Annotated in this window: 16 protein-coding genes; 10 read left to right on the forward strand and 6 right to left on the reverse strand. The window is 63.7% G+C overall.

What is annotated here, in order from left to right; all coding sequences use genetic code 11:
• Nucleotides 1–248: 248 nt before the first annotated feature.
• Nucleotides 249–1,661 carry a hypothetical protein gene (locus WH265_RS22385; RefSeq protein ID WP_339559708.1) on the forward strand — a complete coding sequence of 471 codons (1,413 nt, stop codon included), beginning with the start codon at nt 249–251 and terminating at the stop codon, nt 1,659–1,661.
• An 80-nt stretch (nt 1,662–1,741) separates the two neighbouring features.
• On the opposite strand, the gene WH265_RS22390 is transcribed toward WH265_RS22385, so the two are convergent.
• Complete coding sequence (locus WH265_RS22390; RefSeq protein ID WP_339559709.1) at nt 1,742–3,844, reverse strand: TonB-dependent receptor; 2,103 nt, start codon at nt 3,842–3,844, stop codon at nt 1,742–1,744.
• A gap of 408 nt (nt 3,845–4,252) precedes the next feature.
• Complete coding sequence (locus WH265_RS22395) at nt 4,253–5,086, reverse strand: IclR family transcriptional regulator domain-containing protein (protein WP_445228569.1); 834 nt, start codon at nt 5,084–5,086, stop codon at nt 4,253–4,255.
• 461 nt (nt 5,087–5,547) lie between these two features.
• Between WH265_RS22395 and WH265_RS22400 the strand changes: the two genes are divergently transcribed.
• The 9 genes from WH265_RS22400 (at nt 5,548) to WH265_RS22440 (ending at nt 13,884) form a co-directional block, all read left to right on the forward strand.
• A complete protein-coding gene (locus WH265_RS22400) occupies nt 5,548–6,249 on the forward strand; it encodes a 3-oxoacid CoA-transferase subunit A (protein ID WP_021026103.1) in 702 nt (233 codons plus the stop codon).
• Between the two features lie 16 nt (nt 6,250–6,265).
• On the forward strand, nt 6,266–6,907 hold the full coding sequence (locus tag WH265_RS22405) for a 3-oxoacid CoA-transferase subunit B (RefSeq protein WP_339559711.1): 642 nt from the start codon (nt 6,266–6,268) through the stop codon (nt 6,905–6,907).
• A 37-nt stretch (nt 6,908–6,944) separates the two neighbouring features.
• Nucleotides 6,945–8,147 carry a 3-oxoadipyl-CoA thiolase gene (pcaF, locus tag WH265_RS22410; protein ID WP_339559712.1) on the forward strand — a complete coding sequence of 401 codons (1,203 nt, stop codon included), beginning with the start codon at nt 6,945–6,947 and terminating at the stop codon, nt 8,145–8,147.
• A gap of 159 nt (nt 8,148–8,306) precedes the next feature.
• Nucleotides 8,307–9,104, forward strand: coding sequence for a 3-oxoadipate enol-lactonase (pcaD, locus tag WH265_RS22415; RefSeq protein ID WP_339559713.1), 798 nt, complete (start codon nt 8,307–8,309; stop codon nt 9,102–9,104).
• Between the two features lie 81 nt (nt 9,105–9,185).
• Nucleotides 9,186–10,244 carry a cyclase family protein gene (locus WH265_RS22420; RefSeq protein WP_339559714.1) on the forward strand — a complete coding sequence of 353 codons (1,059 nt, stop codon included), beginning with the start codon at nt 9,186–9,188 and terminating at the stop codon, nt 10,242–10,244.
• Nucleotides 10,245–10,319: 75 nt separating this feature from the next.
• A complete protein-coding gene (locus tag WH265_RS22425; RefSeq protein WP_133856902.1) occupies nt 10,320–10,616 on the forward strand; it encodes a YciI family protein in 297 nt (98 codons plus the stop codon).
• A gap of 20 nt (nt 10,617–10,636) precedes the next feature.
• On the forward strand, nt 10,637–11,386 hold the full coding sequence (locus WH265_RS22430; protein ID WP_021026109.1) for an SDR family NAD(P)-dependent oxidoreductase: 750 nt from the start codon (nt 10,637–10,639) through the stop codon (nt 11,384–11,386).
• A gap of 66 nt (nt 11,387–11,452) precedes the next feature.
• Complete coding sequence (locus tag WH265_RS22435) at nt 11,453–12,787, forward strand: short-chain fatty acid transporter (RefSeq protein ID WP_339559715.1); 1,335 nt, start codon at nt 11,453–11,455, stop codon at nt 12,785–12,787.
• A gap of 98 nt (nt 12,788–12,885) precedes the next feature.
• Nucleotides 12,886–13,884 carry a Bug family tripartite tricarboxylate transporter substrate binding protein gene (locus WH265_RS22440; RefSeq protein ID WP_339559716.1) on the forward strand — a complete coding sequence of 333 codons (999 nt, stop codon included), beginning with the start codon at nt 12,886–12,888 and terminating at the stop codon, nt 13,882–13,884.
• An 84-nt stretch (nt 13,885–13,968) separates the two neighbouring features.
• Here WH265_RS22440 and WH265_RS22445 read toward each other — a convergent pair whose 3' ends face one another.
• From WH265_RS22445 to WH265_RS22460, 4 genes are all read right to left on the reverse strand, one after another.
• Entirely contained in the window at nt 13,969–16,002 is a 2,034-nt protein-coding gene (locus tag WH265_RS22445; RefSeq protein ID WP_339559717.1) for a PhoX family protein, read from the reverse strand.
• Nucleotides 16,003–16,158: 156 nt separating this feature from the next.
• A complete protein-coding gene (locus tag WH265_RS22450) occupies nt 16,159–17,040 on the reverse strand; it encodes a class I SAM-dependent methyltransferase (RefSeq protein ID WP_339559784.1) in 882 nt (293 codons plus the stop codon).
• 5 nt (nt 17,041–17,045) lie between these two features.
• Complete coding sequence (locus WH265_RS22455; protein ID WP_021026113.1) at nt 17,046–17,675, reverse strand: DUF1415 domain-containing protein; 630 nt, start codon at nt 17,673–17,675, stop codon at nt 17,046–17,048.
• A gap of 193 nt (nt 17,676–17,868) precedes the next feature.
• Nucleotides 17,869–19,068 (reverse strand): deoxyguanosinetriphosphate triphosphohydrolase, encoded by a 1,200-nt coding sequence (locus tag WH265_RS22460; RefSeq protein ID WP_339559785.1) that lies wholly within the window; start codon nt 19,066–19,068, stop codon nt 17,869–17,871.
• Between the last annotated feature and the right edge of the window lie 21 nt (nt 19,069–19,089).

Raw genomic sequence — 19,089 nt, forward strand, 5'->3', positions numbered from 1 at the left:
GAGAGGCGGCACCATTATCAACGCTTCCCTGACAGCTAGCTTGCGTACCTATTCGTTATGATCCAACTGGTAAATAAGCCAATAACCCGGGAGATGGAAACACCATGCGCTTTTCTTCGCTAGCGATTGCGTCCTTGCTGGTCTTCAGCGCCAACAGCTGGGCCGCACGCGACTTCACACCCCAAGCGGGCACCTGGATCGTCAGCAGCGAGATCGATGGCAAACCTGGCCGTGGCCTGGCCATCGATGTGCAAGGCAATACCTTTTTTATGCAGGTGTTTGGCTACGAGAAAAATGGCGATGCCACGTTCTACACCGCAACCGGGCAGTTGGACGGCAACAGCATCACTGCCCCACTCGTCCGCTATACCGGCGGGCGCAGCTTTGGCAGCGAAGCGCGTGATGCTTTGGAAGACAGCTCGCCCGGCAGTGTGACGGTGTCCTTCCGCAATGGTTTGAAGGGAACGGTGCAGTTTCCGGGCGAAGCACCAGTGGCTATGGAGCGCTTTGCGATTAAGGAGCTGACGCCAAGCCTCAGCAACCCGCTGGCACAGGTGGGCCTGCGCGGCTTGCATCTGCTTATCTTGGATGAGAATCTGCAGCTCAAGACATACCGGTGGGCCATGCTCCAGCGCAATGCGCAAGATCTTCCAGAACTGGTGGAGCGGATAGATGAGAAGGGTGTTGATAGCACAGTGCCCTGCACGCTGGATGCCGAGCATGGTGAATTCCTGTGCCAGTCCACGGACAGCAACAGCGACATTGCAAGCCTGCGTTTTCAAATCGTGGGCGGTCAGATTGCAGGCCATGCCACGATGAAAAATGCGCCAGAGCTGCAGCTGCCGCTGATTGGGCAAAGTGAAACGGCCATCAACCACGTCAATGGCGAGCGGCAGCAGCAAAACTATTGGGAGTATTCGATTCCAGGCGCGTACACCCTAGGCCCACCCCCGACTGCTACCCACCAGTGGATGCCGGTCAATGGCACCTGGATTGTGCAAGATGAGCTGACCGGCAAGCCAGGACGCGGGCTGGCGCTGGATGTACAAAATTCGACGATGGTGCTGCAGGTCTTTAACTATGGCGCCAATGGCCAGCCCACGTTCCATATGGGCAGCGGCAGCTATGGCAGTACCGGGGTGAATACGCTGGCCTCGCGCGCCGAGTTTGCATTGAGCCAGTACGCCGGCGGGCGCAGCCTGGGCGGTGCCGCTCAATCGGCGCAGATGGTGGCCAATGCAGGTTCGGTACGCATTGAGCTAGCGCTGAACCGTGAACAGCAAACACCCCATGTGTCGCAGAAGGGCACAGTGACATTCCCTGGAGAGGAACCCAAGGCTATTGTGCGCATGCGACTGGATAGCCAGACTTCCCTCGCTGACAAGCTGTTTGGCGAATGGTACTGGCCGATCCAGCGCACCCATCTGGTGTTCAACCAGGAAAGCAACGGCGTAGTGATTTCTTCCGATGGCTCGGTGAGCTGCGAGCAAAAGTATCCGGCCCGCCCCGATTTCGTGTCCTGCACCAAGGCCGGCCCACCTCCCAACGAGTTGTCAACCAACAACTTTGGATTCTCGCTGCCGCTGCTGAACCAGGGCAGCACCTGGATCCAAATCCGCGACCGTTTCGGCAACCTCCAAGGCCTGGGCAATATCGACTAAGCCTCTCACCGCAACACCCACAACGACAAAAGGCCATCCGCCGCACGGCAGATGGCCTTTTTCTATTCCAGCCTTGCAGCTTAGAAGCGGTAACGCGCCACCAGTTGCACCGAGCGCGGCGCGCCCGGCAGGTTCAGGTTGGGCGAGGAGCCGTGGCCGGCCACGATGTAGCGCTTGTCCAGCAGGTTGTTGAGCTTGAGCTGCAGGTCCACGTTGTTCAGGCGGTAGTAGGCCATGGCATCCAGGGTGACGTAGCCCGGCAGCACAACGGTATTGCCAGGGTTGGCAAAACGCGCGCCGACATAGTTGATGCCACCACCGGCGCCAAAGCCATGGCCCAGGGCTTTGGTCACCCAGATATTGGCGCTGTGCTTGGGCGTCAAGGTGGCGCGCTTGCCTTCTACGGCCTGGCCGGCATCGACGGCAGGTGACGAGGTCATCTCGCTCAGCAGGTAGGCATAGCCCGACCAGATCTGCCAGCCCTGCGACAGGTCACCGGCAAAGCTCAGCTCCAGGCCTCGGCTGCGCTGCACGCCCAGCGGCACCAGGGTGTTGCTGACGGGGTCCACGCTCTTGATATTGGTGCGCTCGATCTCGAACAGCGCGGCATTGGCGCTGGCCTTGCCGTCGAGCAGATCCCACTTCACACCGACCTCGCGGCTGGTGGTCTTCTCAGGCGCCAGCTGGGCATTGTTGGCTGCCAGCGCAAAGGTCTCGCCCGAGGGCTGGAAGGACTTGCTGAACGACACGTAGTACGACAGCGCATTGCTGGGCTGGTAGACCAGGCCGACGCGCGGGCTCCAGGCCACATCGGTGCGGCCCAGGTTGACGCTGCCTGGCGTGTAGTTGTCGGTCTCCTGGCGGAAGCGGTCATAGCGCACGCCGGCCAGCAGCTTCCATTCCGGGGCCAGGGTCACCATGTCCTGCACATAGGCGCTGGCCACGCTGAAGACGCTGTCGTTGTTGGCCGACGGTGCAGCCGTCAGCACCGGTGAGACGACCGGCAGCACCGGGTTGAACAGCGACACCGTGCCCACATTGTTCTGGTTGATGCTCAGCAGGCCCTTGTTCTGGCGGCCCAACTCCAGCCCGTACAGCATCTGGTGCTGAATGCCCGCCAAGTCCAGCTTCTGCGTCAGTTCCAGCTGGTTGAAAAAGCCGTGCTCGTCGCGCTCCAGATGGCCACGGTTGAGGGTCGCCGTCTGCGCCTTCTCATTGACCGAGCCGACCAGGGTGTTGCTGCGGTCCAGTGTGTAGTCGTAGTAGCGCAGCACATTGCGCAGGCTCAGGCTGTCGTTGAAGCGGTGGCTCAAGGTGGCCGAGGCCGAGTACACCTCCGAGGTGCTGACATCGGTATCGCGTGCATTGGCCGCGCCATAGTAGGTGCGGGGCGACACATTCACCGGGCGGCCCTGGAAGGCGGGGATACCGAAGTCGGTCAGGCGGCTGTCCTTGAGGTAGTCGGCCTGCAGCAGCAGCTGCGTGTCCGCGCTGAACTTGAACTGCACCGAGCCGGCCAGCGCTTTGCGGTCCAGAAACTGCTGGTCGCGGTAGCTGTCAGCGCGCTCGATGGCGCCGGTCAGGCGGTAGGAGACGATGCTGTCCTGCGGCGCGCGTGCCAGGTCAAACTCGCCCCGGCGCTGGTTCCAGCTGCCCAGGGTCAGGCCCACTTCGCTGCGGTCAATGCCAGGCTTCTTGGTGATGCGATTGATCAAGCCACCCGAAGAGCCCCGGCCATACAGCACCGATGCCGGGCCTTTGAGCACTTCGACCTGCTCGACATTGGACAGATCGCGGAAGTACAGTGCGTCATCGCGCACGCCATCGACAAACTGGTCGGCAATGGCCGAGAAGCCACGGATCGTCACCTGGTCGCGCTGGCCATCGCCATGCGACAGGCCAATGCCGGGCACGGCCTTGAGCACGTCCTGCATCGACTGCACGGCCTGGTCGCGCATCAGCTGCTGGGGCACCACGTTCACCGTTTGCGGAATGTCGCGCAAAGGCGCTTCAATCTTGGTGGCGCTCTTGGCCGTGGGCGCTGCATAGCCCACGTCCGCTGCGGTATCGCCCTGCACGCGCACTTCCTGCAAGGTCGTCTCAGCTGGCGCCTGCTGCGCCGCTGCATAGCCCGTGCACAACAGCGCCACTGCTGCTGCCACGGCTTGTGTTTTGAAAGCCATTCCAGTTCCTTTTATTGCCTTGGTATGTGTTCGGTCTGGCTGTACCGCATGGGAGATCCGCACTCTGGTTGGCTACCACCGTGAAAAGCTCGCACATCTTAAAGAGGAAAATGGTTCTCATTTACATATCTTTAAGAAAGGAATGCAAGGCAGCAACAAAGCCACAGTAGGCGATTTCTTAACGCGCCTTCAGGTTTTGTTAAGAAACGCCGCAACTGCAGCGCATGGGCTGTCTGCGCGCCGTCGCAGGCCGCGCTTGGCTCGGCTCAAAGCAGAGAAATGCCCCCAGCAACAGAGGGCTTACCGGGGCCAGGGCATGGCGAGCCGCAGCCCGCGACCGGCCTGGGCGCATCAAAGCGAAGGGGGAACGATGAGGCTGGGGCCCAAGCGCGCAACGGCGCCCGCCGCTCAGCAGCGTGGCGCTATCTTGCCGCCGATGCCCCGACCCGGCTGGTAGCCCAGCAGGCCCGAGACGCGCCCGGCCGCCTGCAAGAGCTGGGGCAGCAGCTCGCCCTGCATGATCTCGGGCGTGGTGCGGTTGGCCTGGCCGCTGATGTTCATCGCAGCGACGACCTGGCCGCTGGCATTGCGGATGGGGGCCGCGACCGAGGTGAGGCCCTCTTCCAGCTCCTGGTTGAGCAGACACCAGCCCTGCACGCGCACCTGGGCCAGCTCGGCCAGCAGCTGGGCATCGTCCTGGAGGGTGAAGCGGGTGAACATCGTGCGGTCGCGGCCCTCCAGCAAGGGCTGCAGCTCCTGCGGCGGCAGCTCGGCCAGCAGCACCCGGCCGAGCGAGGTCCAAAAGCTCGGCAGGCGCGAGCCCATGCCTAAGTTGGTGCTCATGATCTTGTGCGTGTGCACGCGCAAAACGTAGACCACATCCTGGCCATCGAGCACGGCGATGGAGCAGGACTCGTGCGTCTGCTCGACCAGTGCATCCATCACCGGCTGGGCCAGGTTCCAGACCGGCATCGACGACAGATAGGCAAAGCCCAGATCCAGGATGCGCGGCGTGAGCGCAAACAAACGGCCCTCCACCCGCACATAGCCCAGGGTCTGCAAGGTCAGCAGAATGCGGCGCGCCCCGGCCCGCGTCATGCCGGTGGCCTCGGCCACTTCTGTCAGGGTCTGGCGGGGCGCGGCCGCGCCAAAGCTGCGGATGACCTCCAGCCCGCGCGCGAAGGACTGCACATAGCTGTCGCTGGGGCGGAGGGTCGGGTCTTCTTCTTTCATAGGCCGCATTCTTGGTCGTTGGCGTGGAGCGGGTCCCTGGCAATACAAAAGCAAATCGCAGGGACATCGGGTAGCGGATTATCAGGCAGTCTATAATTCTTTTAGCGAACTAATGTTCTATATACGAACATTTTTACTAAGAGCCTCTGGGAGGTTCTGCAAAACCCTCGCCAAGCGGGATGGACGCGGATCGGGATGAGATGCAAGGCGTCTTTTGCAGTCAATAGCCAGCTATTGACAAGAAAGACAACGCCGCAGATCGCCCGAGCCCGCGTGCAGACCACGGCAGGGAGTTTTGCAGAAGCTCCCTAAGGGCCGCCGATCCTCTCAAATGCATTCCCAAGTCTCGCGCAGGCAGCCTCGGCATTGCATTTGTCGCACGCGGTACAGGCACTGCCCCAGCGCAGCGCGACCATGCCGCAGCGGGATCAGCAGCCTGTTGCGACCCGTGTTCAGAACCAGGAGACAAGATGATCAACAAGATTTCGGACTCGATTGCCGAGTCCCTCAGCCGCGTCCAGGACGGCTCGACCGTGCTCATCGGCGGCTTTGGCACCGCCGGCATTCCCGCAGCCCTGATTGATGGCCTGATCGCGCAAGGTGCGCGCGACCTCACGGTGGTCAACAACAACGCTGGCAATGGCGACACGGGCCTGGCGGCGCTGCTCAAGACCGGCGCCGTGCGCAAGATCATTTGCAGCTTTCCGCGCCAGGTCGACAGCTATGTGTTTGACGAGCTCTACCGCAGCGGCAAGATCGAGCTCGAAGTGGTGCCCCAGGGCAATCTGGCCGAGCGCATGCGCGCTGCGGGAGCTGGCATCGGCGCCTTCTTCTGCCCCACCGCCTACGGCACCGAGCTGGCCGCGGGCAAGGAAACGCGCGAGATCAATGGCAAGCACTATGTGCTGGAGTACCCCATCTATGGCGACGTGGCGCTGATCAAGGCCGAGCAAGGCGACCGCTGGGGCAACCTCACCTACCGCAAATCGGCCCGCAACTTTGGCCCGGTGATGGCTACTGCGGCGAAGTACACCGTGGCCACCGTGCATGAGATCGTGGAGCTGGGCCAGCTCGACCCGGAGGCCGTGGTCACCCCTGGTATCTATGTCAACCAGGTCATCAAGATCGAGCGCGTTGCCACGCAAGCCGGTGGCTTCAAAAAAACAGCCTGAAGCAGGAGACAAGACCATGAGCAGCTACCAAAAACGCACGAAAGACGAACTGGCCGCCCGCGTGGCGCAGGACATCCATGATGGCGCCTACGTGAACCTGGGCATTGGCCAGCCGACGGCCGTGGCCAACCACATCCCCCAGGACCGCGAAGTCATCCTGCAGTCGGAAAACGGCATCCTGGGCATGGGCCCGGCACCCGCCGCTGGCGAGGAAGACTATGACCTCACCAACGCCGGCAAGCAGCCCGTCACCTTGCTGGCGGGTGGCAGCTTCTTTCACCATGCCGACAGCTTTGCGATGATGCGCGGCGGTCACCTCGACATCTGCGTGCTCGGCGCTTTCCAGGTAGCCGAGAACGGCGACCTGGCCAACTGGAGCACCGGTGAGGCCGGTGCCATTCCGGCCGTGGGCGGCGCGATGGACCTGGCCATTGGTGCCAAACAGACCTGGGTAATGATGGACCTGCTGACCAAGAAGGGCGAGAGCAAGATCGTCAAGCAATGCAGCTACCCGCTGACCGGCATTGGCTGCGTCAAGCGCATCTACACCGATGTGGCCACCATCGAGGTCACGCCCCAAGGCCTCAAGCTCATCGACACCGTTGCAGGTCTGGACAAGGCCGAACTCGAAAAAATGATTGGCCTGAGCCTGCTGTAAGCGCAGCGCCGATCTGTATTCATCCAAGGAGACCAAGATGACCAACGCCTATATCTGCGACGCCGTGCGCACCCCCTTTGGCCGCTACGGCGGCGCGCTTGCCGGTGTGCGCACCGATGACCTGGGCGCCGTGCCCATCAAGGCGCTGATGGAGCGCAACCCCGGTGTGGACTGGACGGCCGTGACCGATGTGATCTACGGCTGCGCCAACCAGGCCGGCGAAGACAACCGCAATGTGGCCCGCATGTCCAGCCTGCTCGCGGGCCTGCCCATTGAGGTGCCCGGCGCCACCGTCAACCGCCTCTGCGGCTCGGGCCTGGATGCCGTGGGCTCCGCTGCCCGCGCCATCAAGTCCGGCGAAGCACGCCTGATGATCGCGGGGGGTGTGGAATCGATGAGCCGCGCCCCCTTTGTGATGCCCAAGGCCGAATCCGCCTTCAGCCGCAACAATGCCGTCTACGACACCACCATTGGCTGGCGCTTTGTCAACAAGCAGATGAAGGCGCTGTACGGCGTGGACTCCATGCCCGAGACGGCCGAGAACGTGGCCGACGACTTCAAGATCGAGCGCGACGCCCAGGACCGCATGGCCCTGGCCTCGCAGCAAAAGGCCGCAGCGGCCATCGCTGCCGGCCACCTGGCCCGCGAGATCGTGGCCGTGACCATTGCGCAGAAAAAGGGCGACGCACTGGTGATCAGCCAGGACGAACACCCCCGCGCCACCACGATCGAGGCGCTGGCCAAGCTCAAGGGCGTGGTGCGCGAAGGCGGTACCGTGACGGCCGGCAATGCCTCGGGCGTGAACGACGGCGCCTGCGCCTTGCTGCTGGCCAATGAAGAAGCCGCCCAGCAATACGGCCTGACCCCGCGCGCCCGGGTGGTGGCCATGGCGACGGCCGGTGTGGCCCCACGCATCATGGGCTTTGGCCCGGCGCCTGCCGTGCGCAAGGTGCTGGCACTGGCCGGCCTGAGCTTGGCCGACATGGATGTCATCGAGCTGAATGAAGCCTTTGCCGCCCAAGGCCTGGCTGTGCTGCGCGACCTGGGCATTGCGGATGACGACCAGCGCGTCAACCAATGGGGCGGCGCGATTGCGCTGGGTCACCCGCTGGGCGCATCGGGTGCACGCCTCGCGACCACCGCAGTCAACCAGCTGCATGCACTGGGTGGCCGCTACGCGCTGTGCACCATGTGCATCGGCGTGGGCCAGGGCATTGCCGTGGTTCTCGAAAAAGTCTGACGCCCACTGCGGCGGCAAGCGCGGGCCTGCCAAGGCCGCGCCTTGCCCCGCATCCCCCCGACACCCTCCCCCCCCAACACCAGCGCTGCTGCCTCGCCCACCTTGGCGCAGCCACGCCCGCGCAGCGATGCAGGGGCACTTTTTGAAGGACAGAACGCCATGGCAACACAACAAATCACCACTGCGACCGGCATGTTCAACATCGATCTGCAAGGCCCCGAGGGTGCGCCGGTGCTGGTGTTCTCCAACTCGCTGGGCACCACCTTGGATATGTGGGACGCCCAGGCCAAGACCTTCAGCAGCCAGTACCGCGTGCTGCGCTATGACACCCGTGGCCACGGCGCCAGCGTGGTGAGCCCAGGCCCCTACCAGTTCGCCCAACTGGGCGGCGATGTGCTGGCTATTCTGGACAGCCTGGGCATCGACCAGGCCCATTTCTGCGGCATCTCGATGGGCGGCCTCACAGGGCTCTGGCTGGGCGTGCATGCCGGCGCACGCTTGCGCAGCATCACCGTGGCCAACAGCGCCGCCAAGATTGGCGCCGAAGCCGGCTGGCGCGACCGCGCCGCGCTGGTGCGTGCCAATGGCACAGCCGCCATGCAGACCCTGGCCGATTCATCGCCCAGCCGCTGGTTCACCGAAGGCTTTATCGCCAGCCAGCCCCAGGTGGTGCGGGCCGCCCAGGCCTGGATTGCCGGCATTGCCCCCGAAGGCTATGCCAGCTGCTGCGAGGCCCTGGCCGTGGAGGACCTGCGTGCCGATATCGCCCGCATCCAGACCCCCACCTTGCTGATTGGCGGCAGCGCCGACCCGGTCACCACGGTGGCCGATGCCCAGGCCATGCATGCCGCCATTGCTGGCTCGGAGCTGGCGACCGTGCCGGCCTCGCACCTGTCCAACCTCGAAGTGCCCCAGGCCTTTGACCTGGCACTGGGCAGCTTTTTGCAAAAACACTGAGGCAACCGCCTTGAACCATGCAGACGGGTACCAAGAACAACAACCGCCCGCTGCAGCCCTTCCTCAACCAAGGAGACAAGCATGTCCGATGCCAATCCACGCTGGAAGCAGCGCCCTGCAGGATCGACCTGGGGCGACTTCGGCCCCGATGACCAACTCGGCCGCCTCAACCTGCTGACGGCCGCCAAGGTGCGCCAGGGCGTTGCCGAGGTGCGGGAAGGCCTGCGCTTTTCGCTCAGCCTGCCCCTCGACTACCCAGGCGGCAGCGCCCTCAACCCCAACCGCAAACCGCCTGTGCTGCGCCCGCTGCAGCGCAAGGGCCTGGTCAACTTCAACTGCCTGCTGGGCGACCTGGAGCCCGGCCGCACCGATGTGCTGTCGGACGACATGGCCGTGCTGTCGCTGCAGTACTCCACCCAGTGGGATGGCCTGGCCCATGCCGGCCAGCTGTTCGACGCCAATGGCGACGGTGTGCCCGAGCCGCTCTACTACAACGGCTTTGCCGCTGGCCGCGATGTGCTGGGGCCGCTGCTGGTCAGCGACACCGGCATGCCCACGGCCGAGAGCAGCGGCAGCACCAGCTGCGCCAAGGCGCTGGGCATCGAGGGCATGGCGCAGAACGGCGTGCAAGGCCGGGGCGTGATGCTGGACCTGCATGCGCACTACGGCGATGCCCGCAGCCTGATCGGTTACGACGAGTGGATGCGCGTGATCGAGGCCGACCGGCTGGAGATCGAGCCCGGCGACATGCTCTGCCTGCACACCGGCTTTGCCCAGGCCGTGCTGGCGATGCAGAAGAACCCCGACCCGGTGGTGCTGAACAACAGCTGCGCGGTGCTCAATGGCCGCGACGAGAAGCTGCTTCAGTGGATCAGCGATAGCCAGATCGCCGTGATCGCTGCCGACAACTATGCCGTCGAAGCCCATCCGGCCCAGCCCGGTGCCGATTGCTGCGCCGCGCTGCCGCTGCATGAGCACTGTTTGTTCAAGCTGGGCCTGCACCTGGGTGAGCTCTGGCACCTGACGCCGCTGGCGCAGTGGCTGCGTGCCCATGGCCGCAGCCGCTTTCTGCTGACCGCCCCACCGCTGAACCTGCCCGGCGCCATTGCCTCGCCCGTGACCCCGATTGCCACGGTCTGAGACCGGCATTCAGAGACCCGTTTTACAGCGGCAGCCGTCCTAAGCACGCCTGCCGCGCCCTACCCCGGAGCCACCATGCCCTACATCATTGAGACTTTCGACAAGCCCGAACACCAGGCCGTGCGCCAGGCCCACCGCCCGGCGCATCTGGACTTTCTGGCGCGCAACGCCGAGCTGCTGCTGGCCTGCGGCGCCAAGCTGCAGGACGACGGCAGCGACATGGGCGGTGGCCTCTATGTGGTGGACCTGGACACGCGCGAAGCCGCCCAGGCCTTTATCGAATCCGATCCCTTCTACCAGGCTGCACTGTTTGCCCAGGTGCGCATCACGCGCTGGCGCAAGGCCTATGTGGCCGGCCAGTGCTGCCTGTGACGCCTTTCTTGGAAACTGCTATGTCCACTCCATCGACCCCATCGACTCCCGCACGCCCCCGCGTGCTCATCACCGGCGGCGGCGCCGGCATTGGTGCAGCCGCTGCGCTGCGCTGCCATGCCGATGGCTATGACCCGGTCATCATCGACCGCCAGATTGACCAGGTGCCGGCAGGCTTTGTCGCGATCCAGGCCGACCTCAGCAGCGCCGAAGACACGGCGCGCGCGCTGGGCGAAGCGCTCGCTGGCGGCCCCATCACCCGCCTGGTGAACAACGTCGGCATCGTGGTGCCCAACGACGCCGCCAGCCAGACCCTGGCCGAATTTGATCTGGCCGTATCGCTGAACCTGCGCTGCGCCTTCCAGTGCATGCAGGCCTTGCTGCCGGGCATGCAGGAGGCGCGCTTTGGCCGCATCGTCAACATGTCCTCGCGTGCCGCGCTGGGCAAGGACCTGCGCACCGCTTACGCCGCCACCAAGGCCGGCCTGATCGGCATGACCCGCGTCTGGGCGCTGGAACTGGGCCAATGGGGTATCACCGCCAATGCGATTGGCCCCGGCCCCATCCGTACCGAGCTGTTCGACAAGGCCAACCCGCCGGGCGCCGAGCGCACACAAAAGATCATCCAGTCCGTGCCCGTCAAGCGCGTGGGCACGCCCGATGACGTGGCCCATGCCGTGGCCTACATGCTCGACGAGCGCAGCGGTTTTGTCACCGGCCAGGCGCTTTATGTCTGCGGCGGCATGACCGTGGGCGTGGCACCGGTCTAAATTTTTTCGTGGGCCTGTCTGGTACCGGCCCGCCTTTGCTCCATCCACCGATAACAAGAGACATTGATGTCAAAAATCACCGCTTTTTTCACCGAGCTGATGCGCAAGTATCTGCCCGACCCCTTTGTGTTCGCGATCTTGCTGACGCTATTGACCATGGTGCTGGCCTTTGCTGTGGAGAGCCGGCCCATCAACCTGGTGGTGCAGGACTGGGGCAAGGGCTTTTGGAGCCTGCTGGCCTTCACCACCCAGATGGCGGTGATCTTGGTGATGGGCTATGTGCTGGCCGCCGCGCCGGTGGTGGACCGCTTCCTCAACCGCATTGCCGGCATGGTGCACACGCCGCGTGGCGCCATCATCATGGCCACCGTCGTGGGCTGCGTGGGCAGCTACCTCAACTGGGGTTTCGGTCTGGTGATTGGCGGCATCATGGCCAAGAAGCTGGCCGTGCGCGTCAAGGGCGTGCACTACCCGCTCATCATCGCCTCGGCCTACACGGGTTTTACGATGTACAGCCTGGGTCTGTCGGCGACCATTCCGGTGCTGATCTCCACCAAGGGCCACAGCTTTGAAAAGCAGATGGGCATTATCCCGCTGAGCGAAACCATCTTCTCGCCCCACATCCTGCTGACTGCGCTGGTCGTGCTGATTGTGCTGCCGCTGATCAATGCGGCGATGCACCCCAAGGCCGGTGAGAAGATCACCGAAATCAGCCCCGAGCTGGCCAGCAACGAAGAGGCCAAGGGCCCATCGGCCGCCAACCTGCTGGGCGATGAAAAGACCTTTGCCGGCCGCCTGAACAACAGCAGCATCCTGAGCTGGCTGATTGGCCTCACCGGCATGGCCTTTGTGGCCATGCACTTCATGCAGAACGGCAGCCTGGATCTGAACATGATCAATTTCTTCATCCTGTTCCTGGGCATCTTGCTGCTGGGCACGCCGATGAAGTATGTGGAAAAGGTCAATGAAGGCGTCAAGACCATTGGCGGCATCATTTTGCAGTTCCCGTTCTACGCCGGCATCATGGCCATCATGCATGCCTCGGGCCTGGTCGAATCGATCGCCCATGTGTTTGTGAGCTTCTCGACCGCCTACACCCTGCCGCTGTGGGGCCTGGTGAGCTCCTTCTTCATCAACTTCTTTGCGCCTTCGGGCGGCGGCCACTGGGTGCTGCAAGGCCCCTTCATGATTGAAGCGGCCAAGACCCTGGGCGCATCGCAGGCCCACACCGCCATGTCGGTGATGCTGGGCAATGGCTGGAACGACTTGGTGCAGCCTTTCTGGATCCTGCCGGCGCTGGCGCTGTCCAAGCTCAAGCTCAAGGACATCATGGGCTACACCGTGGTCTCGATGTTCGTCGTGGGGGCCATCTACATCGGCTCCTCCCTGTTCTGGCCATAAACCGGGCCAGACCTTCCCTTCCTCCGGCTGTCACGCGAGACCCAACAAGCATTGACAAAACAAGTGGCAGCCTTTTTCACCTTGCTTTGGAGATACCCATGAACACCATCCGCCTCAACGCCCGCCGCACCGTGCTGCAAGCCATCGCCGCTGCCAGCCTGGGGGCAGCCCTCATGCCAGCAGCCTTTGCAGCTGAGGCCTTCCCGAACAAGCCCATCACACTGATCGTGCCCTTTGTGGCCGGCGGCACCACCGACATTCTGGCCCGCATCGTCGGCCAGTCGCTGGGCGAGGAGCTGGGCCAGCCGGTCATCATCGACAACCGCGCCGGTGCCGGTGGCAATATCGGCGGCCAGTTTGCCGCACGTGCTCCGGCCGACGGCTACACCATCTTCATGGGCACCGTGGGCACCCACGCGATCAATGAATGGCTCTACAAGAAGATGCCCTTCAACCCCAACAAAGACTTTGTGCCGCTGACCCGCGTGGCCAATGTGCCCAACCTGCTGGTGGCCAACCCTGCGCAGCCTTTCAAGAACGTCAAGGAGCTGATCAGCTACGCCCAGGCCCACCCCGGCCAGGTGAACTTTGGCTCCTCGGGCAGCGGCAGCTCCATTCACCTGTCGGGTGAGCTGTTCAAGATGATGGCCAAGGTCGACATGATCCACATCCCTTACAAGGGCAGCGCGCCAGCCGTGACCGACCTGCTGGGCAACCAGATTGCGATCATGTTTGACAACATGCCCTCGGCGATCCAGCACGTGCGTTCTGGCAAGCTGCGCCCGCTGGCGGTGACCACCGCCAAGCGCTCGCCCGAGCTGCCGGATGTGCCAACGGTTGCCGAAGCCGGCGTGCCCGGCTACGAGGCTACTTCGTGGTTTGGCCTGTTCGCCCCCACCAAGACGCCCGCCGATGTGCAGGCCAAGCTGCATGCCGCCATCATCAAGGTGTTGCAAAAGCCTGACGTAATCAAGAAAATTGGCGACCAGGGCGGCGAAGTGGTGACCGAATCGCAGGCCGAATTTGGCAAGTTCATCGCTGCTGAAAACGAAAAGTGGAAGCAAGTGGTGAAGACCTCGGGCGCGACCGCAGGCTAATCCACCTAGCAAGCGCCCATAACAAAGCCGCCGATCCTGGACGCCCAGGACCGGCGGCTTTTTCTATGGCGGCTGACTAAAAGATCAGACGCCGATCGGGCCGCCGTCCGCCTTCTGGATCACCACCGTCGACGAGCGCGGGCGCACCGTGCCATCGGGCGCGCGGGTGGCATCGGCCGTGCCATAGGCGGGCCAGTTCACCGGGTGCTGGATGTTGAGGAAGATGCTGGTGTGGTCGGGGGTATAGGCAAAGCCGGTGATCTCGGCCTCGTTCGGGCCGACAAAGAAACGGCGCAGCTCGGCTTGGTTGCTGGCATTGATGACGGGGCCGGTGCCCTTGGCATCCTTCAAGGCGCCCGGCACCACGGCCAGCATCTGGTCGTTGGTGGCCTTGGCAACCGCATTGTTGCGGCCACCATCGATGCCGTTGTCGGTCTGGATCCACAGAATACCGCGGTCATCGAAAGCAATGCCATCGGGGCTGGCGAGCTGGTTCAGCTCGGTCAGGCCCGAGCGGTTGGTGTCGGCATTGCCCGCCGCGTCCGAGCCAAACACAAAGATGTCCCAGCGGAAGGTGTTGGCACCAGCGTCGTCATGCCAGCGCACGATATGGCCGTTGACATTGTTCAGGCGCGGGTTGGCGGGGTTGGTGCCGCGTTCGGCATTGCGGCTGGTGTTGTTGGTCAGGGTCAGGTAGACATCGCCATTGCTGGGGTGCACGGCGGTCCACTCGGGGCGGTCCATCGGCGTGGCACCGACAAAGTCGGCCGCACCACGCGTGTTGATCAGGATGGCATCGATATTGCCAAAGGCCTCGCCCAGGCTGCGGCCGTCCTTGCCCTTGGTGGCGGGGGTCAGCGCCAGCCATTCGCCCTTGCCTTCGGCATCAAAGCGCGCCACGTACAGGGTGCCCTTGTCCAGGTACTTGTGGCCCACGGCAATGCGGTCACTGCGCTCGGCATCCTTGGGGTCCCACAGCGCTTCGGACACAAAGCGGTAGATGTATTCAAAGCGCGAATCATCACCGCTGTAGAAAGCCAGCGGCTTGCCCGCCACCGGGATGCCGTAGGCAGCGCCTTCGTGGGCAAAGCGGCCCATCGCGGTGCGCTTGGTGGCCGTGCTGCCGGGGTCGTAGGGGTCGATCTCGACCAGGTAGCCAAAACCGTTGACCTCATTGCGCCAGTCCTGCAGGCCATCGGCGCCAGTGGCGGTGATGTTGAATCGGGCAAATTCGCCTTGCTGCTCCGTCGCATCGCCCGCTGCCGTTTCCCACTGGTAGCGGCCCAGCTTGGTCTGCACGCCCACGCGCTTTTGCGCGGCGGTTTGCTCGCCGGTGTTGACAAAGCAGGCGGCCCAGTTTTCTTCGGCGGTGATGTAGGTGCCCCAAGGGGTGGTGCCATTGCCGCAGTTGTTGTTGGTGCCGCGCACCTGGCTGCCGGTGGTGGAGAACGGCGTCTTGACCCAGTCGGTGCCCGCCACAGGGCCGGACAGGTTCATCGGCGTGGCGGAGGTGAAGCGGCGGTTGTAGCGCGAGTTCTGGATAATCTCCCACTGGCTGCCCTGCTTGCGCACATGCATGACGGCGACGCCATGGGCATTGACCTCCTTGCGCACCTCTTCAGCCGGGCGCTTGCCGCCCACCGAGGTGGGGCCGTTGGGATGCAAGGCCTTTTCGTCGATGTACTCGTGGTTGACGACCAGCAGGCCTTCACTGGAGCTGCCAGCCAGCGGAAAGTAGTGCATGCCGTCATGGTGCATGCCGGTGGAGTGCAGCAGATCCTGCGAGGTGTTGCGGCCTTCATTGCTCCAGGGCGCTGCCTGGTCGTTGAGCGGCGTACCCCAGGCACCGATGACCGAGGCCACATAGCCGGCGGGCACTACGCAGGCATCCGTCATCGAGTTGGGCAGCGACGCAAAGCCGAGCTTGACGGCCTTGTCATCATCGCCATCACTGCCGCCACCGCAGGCGGAGATGCTGGCACCGGCAAACAGCGCCAGGGCCGAGCCCAGGCTGCCGCGCATCACCAGACGGCGCGACATGTTCGCTTCGAGAATGGTGCTGAAAGGGGTGTTGCCATCCGTGTTGCGGACGACTTTGTCGGAAATGGATTTGCTCATCGCTTCGACTCTCCAGATTATTGAACCACCGTAGGGAAGGCCCAGTCTAGAAAGCGGCGACGCGACTTTTATGAATCTCCGATGACGTCACAGCACTGTCATCGATGCGATAAGTTTGTGCGGTATAAGCCGCGCCACACCCGCAAAAACTGCAAATTAATCCCAGCGGTAACGGTGCTGCAAAGACTGGTCCAGGCCGAACTCGACCAAGAGCTGCTGCAGGCGCTCGGCCGCTGCGCGCTTTTTCTGGCCGGTGTATTTGGCGAGGATCAGCTCATTCTTCATGCTGTGTTCCCAACCGACCAGCTCGGTCACAGTGACCTGGTAGCCCTGGCTTTCCAGGTAGAGGCAGCGCAGCACATTGGTGATCTGGCTGCCCATCTCGCGGGTGTGGATGGGGTGGCGCCAGAGTTCTGCCAACGGAGTGCGCGACAGGCTCATGGCCTTGTTCTGGCGCAGGCAGGCGGCCACCTCGGCCTGGCAGCAGGGCACCAGCACCATGGCGCGGGCCCGCTTTTCCAGGCCAAAGGCGATGGCGTCATCGGTGGCGGTATCGCAGGCATGCAGCGCAGTGACCACATCAAAGCGCTCGGGCACCGCATCGGTACGGGTGGAATCGGCGACCGACATGTTCAGGAACGACATGCGCGCAAAACCCAGATCGGCCGCCAGCTGCTGCGAGGCCTCAACCAATGGCGCCCGGGTCTCGATGCCGTAGATATGGCCACGGCCCAGGTTCTTGAAGAACAGGTCGTAGAGGATAAAACCCAGGTAGGACTTGCCGGCACCATGGTCGGCCAGGCTGACCGGGTGGTCCTGCGCCGACAGCTCGGTCAGCAAAGGCTCGATGAACTGGTAGAGGTGGTAGACCTGCTTGAGCTTGCGGCGCGAATCCTGGTTCAGCTTGCCATCGCGCGTGAGGATGTGCAGCGCCTTGAGCAGCTCAATCGACTGGCCGGGCTTGAGCTCCAGCTGCTGGGCGACATCGGGGGCGGCGGGCTTGGTGGCGCTACGGCCTGCGGCGCGCGGTGCTTTCATCGTTTTCATTCCTTGGCCTTGTCGCTGGCAGCGCCCTGGTGCGGGAAGGGGCAGCGCGGGCCCACGCCCAAGTCGAGCCAGCCTTCCAGGCCCAGCGCATCGAGCGTGTCCATGTTCTTTTCGTAAATTGCATCCGCCTCGGGGAAGGCTTCGACCGCCTTGTCGATGCTCTCCTCGCGCAGCAGGTGCAGGATCGGGTACGGCGAGCGATTGGTACAGTTGGTCACGTCATCGACCGTCGTTCCCTCGAACTGGAACAGTGGGTGGAACGAGGCCACCTGCAGGATGCCGCCCAGATCCAGCTCTTCGATCATTTCGTCGGCGATCTCCAGGAAATCGTTGAAATCCAGAAAATCATGCAAGGCCAGCGGCAGGATCAGCAAGGTGGTATCGCGCTTGTCCGGATTGGCTTCGGCCAGCGCTTCGAGCTCGCGGTGCAGATCATGCGCCACCGCTTCGGCGTCCTGCGCATCGCTCACCACATAGTGGATCTGGTCCTTGACATGTACGCCCTTGGCAAAGGGGCAGAGGTTCAGGCCGATGACGGCTTTTTCCAGCCAGTTCACGGTGTCGGCGATCACCACTTGGTGCAAGGCCTCATCCGCAGGCGCGGGCGCAGCATGGGTATCGGTCATCGTGGGGCTTTCTGGTGGAGTTATGGGTGGCCAGCGGGGGCTGTCTGCGGGCCTTCACCCTGCAACGGGGGTGGGCGCTAGGGCGGCGCAGGGCCGCAGGCAGGCAGAGGCTGACGCTAGGCCTGCCATTGTAGCGAGGGGCGCTTTGCCACTTGCGGCGCTAAGCCATGCCCAGCGTGCAGGCGTCCTGCTGTCAGGGGACCAGCACGCGCTGGCCGGTCAGGCGCTCATGCTCGCGCAGTGCATAGCGGTCGGTCATGCCGGCGATGAAATCGGCCACCACGCGGGCACAAGCAATCGGGTCCAGACCGGCCGCACGGGCGGCAAAGCGCGGCTTCATCTGCGCGGGGTCAGCCAGGTAGATGTCAAACAGCTCGCGCACGACGACCTTGGCCTGCCCGGTGGTCTGCACCACCTGTGGATGGCGGTACAGGTTCTTGAACAAAAAGCGCTTGAGCTCGGCCGATTCGGCCGCCATCGTGCTGCTGAAACCGACCAGCGCGGGCAGCTGGCGCACAGCATCCACATCGGCGGGCTGCGCGGCCTGCAGGCCGGCGCTGGTGTGGCGAATCACATCGTAGATCTGCTCACTGAGCATGCGGCGCGTGGCCTCATACAGCCATTTGCGCTGCCAGCGCGGCTCCTGCAGCTGCGGGTACTCGGCCAGCGCCTCCTGGGCATAGCGGGCAAACAGCGGCACGCCCATCAGCTGCTCCAGGCTGATCAGGCCCGAGCGCACGCCGTCGTCCGCATCATGGGCGTTGTAGGTAATCTCGTCGGCCAGATTGGCCAGCTGGGCCTCTAGCCCCGGTTGGTGGCCGAGCAAAAAACGCTGCCCCACACCGCCGGGCTCGCGCTGCTCCAGCTGGCGCGCGTGCTTGGCCGAGCAGTGCTTCAAAATCCCTTCGCGGGTCTCAAAGCAGAGGTTCAGACCGCTGTAGTCCGGGTAGCGCTCTTCGAGCGTATCGACCACGCGCAGGCTTTGCATATTGTGCTCAAAGCCGCCAAAGTCCTGCATGCAGGCATTGAGCGCATCCTGGCCCGCATGGCCAAAAGGGGTGTGGCCCAGGTCATGGGCCAGGCAGATCGCTTCGGTCAGGTCTTCATTGATGCGCAGCGCCCGCGCCACCGAGCGGCCCAGCTGCGCCACCTCGATCGAGTGCGTGAGGCGGGTACGAAACAAGTCGCCCTCGTGGTTCAGAAAGACCTGGGTCTTGTAGACCAGTCGGCGAAAGGCGGTGGAGTGGACAATCCGGTCGCGGTCGCGCTGAAAAGCGCTGCGCGTGGGCGCGGCCTCTTGCGCATGCAGACGGCCCTGGCTGCGGTGGGAGAAGCAAGCATAAGGTGCCAGGCCCAGCTCGGTCCATATCTGCTGGGGCTCGGCTGGCTGCATCAGCAGCGAGGGACGGTCCAT

The sequence above is a fragment of the Comamonas sp. MYb396 genome, assembly GCF_037479555.1.
Lineage (GTDB): Bacteria > Pseudomonadota > Gammaproteobacteria > Burkholderiales > Burkholderiaceae_C > Comamonas.

Excerpts from the sequence above, each read along its gene's own strand:
- WH265_RS22390 (WP_339559709.1), bottom strand. The coding sequence starts at position 3,844 with ATGGCTTTCAAAACACAAGCCGTGGCAGCAGCAGTGGCGCTGTTGTGC.
- WH265_RS22395 (WP_445228569.1), bottom strand. The coding sequence starts at position 5,086 with ATGCGGCCTATGAAAGAAGAAGACCCGACCCTCCGCCCCAGCGACAGC.
- WH265_RS22400 (WP_021026103.1), top strand. The coding sequence starts at position 5,548 with ATGATCAACAAGATTTCGGACTCGATTGCCGAGTCCCTCAGCCGCGTC.
- WH265_RS22405 (WP_339559711.1), top strand. The coding sequence starts at position 6,266 with ATGAGCAGCTACCAAAAACGCACGAAAGACGAACTGGCCGCCCGCGTG.
- pcaF (WP_339559712.1), top strand. The coding sequence starts at position 6,945 with ATGACCAACGCCTATATCTGCGACGCCGTGCGCACCCCCTTTGGCCGC.
- pcaD (WP_339559713.1), top strand. The coding sequence starts at position 8,307 with ATGGCAACACAACAAATCACCACTGCGACCGGCATGTTCAACATCGAT.
- WH265_RS22420 (WP_339559714.1), top strand. The coding sequence starts at position 9,186 with ATGTCCGATGCCAATCCACGCTGGAAGCAGCGCCCTGCAGGATCGACC.
- WH265_RS22425 (WP_133856902.1), top strand. The coding sequence starts at position 10,320 with ATGCCCTACATCATTGAGACTTTCGACAAGCCCGAACACCAGGCCGTG.
- WH265_RS22430 (WP_021026109.1), top strand. The coding sequence starts at position 10,637 with ATGTCCACTCCATCGACCCCATCGACTCCCGCACGCCCCCGCGTGCTC.
- WH265_RS22435 (WP_339559715.1), top strand. The coding sequence starts at position 11,453 with ATGTCAAAAATCACCGCTTTTTTCACCGAGCTGATGCGCAAGTATCTG.
- WH265_RS22440 (WP_339559716.1), top strand. The coding sequence starts at position 12,886 with ATGAACACCATCCGCCTCAACGCCCGCCGCACCGTGCTGCAAGCCATC.
- WH265_RS22445 (WP_339559717.1), bottom strand. The coding sequence starts at position 16,002 with ATGAGCAAATCCATTTCCGACAAAGTCGTCCGCAACACGGATGGCAAC.
- WH265_RS22450 (WP_339559784.1), bottom strand. The coding sequence starts at position 17,040 with ATGAAAGCACCGCGCGCCGCAGGCCGTAGCGCCACCAAGCCCGCCGCC.
- WH265_RS22455 (WP_021026113.1), bottom strand. The coding sequence starts at position 17,675 with ATGACCGATACCCATGCTGCGCCCGCGCCTGCGGATGAGGCCTTGCAC.
- WH265_RS22460 (WP_339559785.1), bottom strand. The coding sequence starts at position 19,068 with ATGCAGCCAGCCGAGCCCCAGCAGATATGGACCGAGCTGGGCCTGGCA.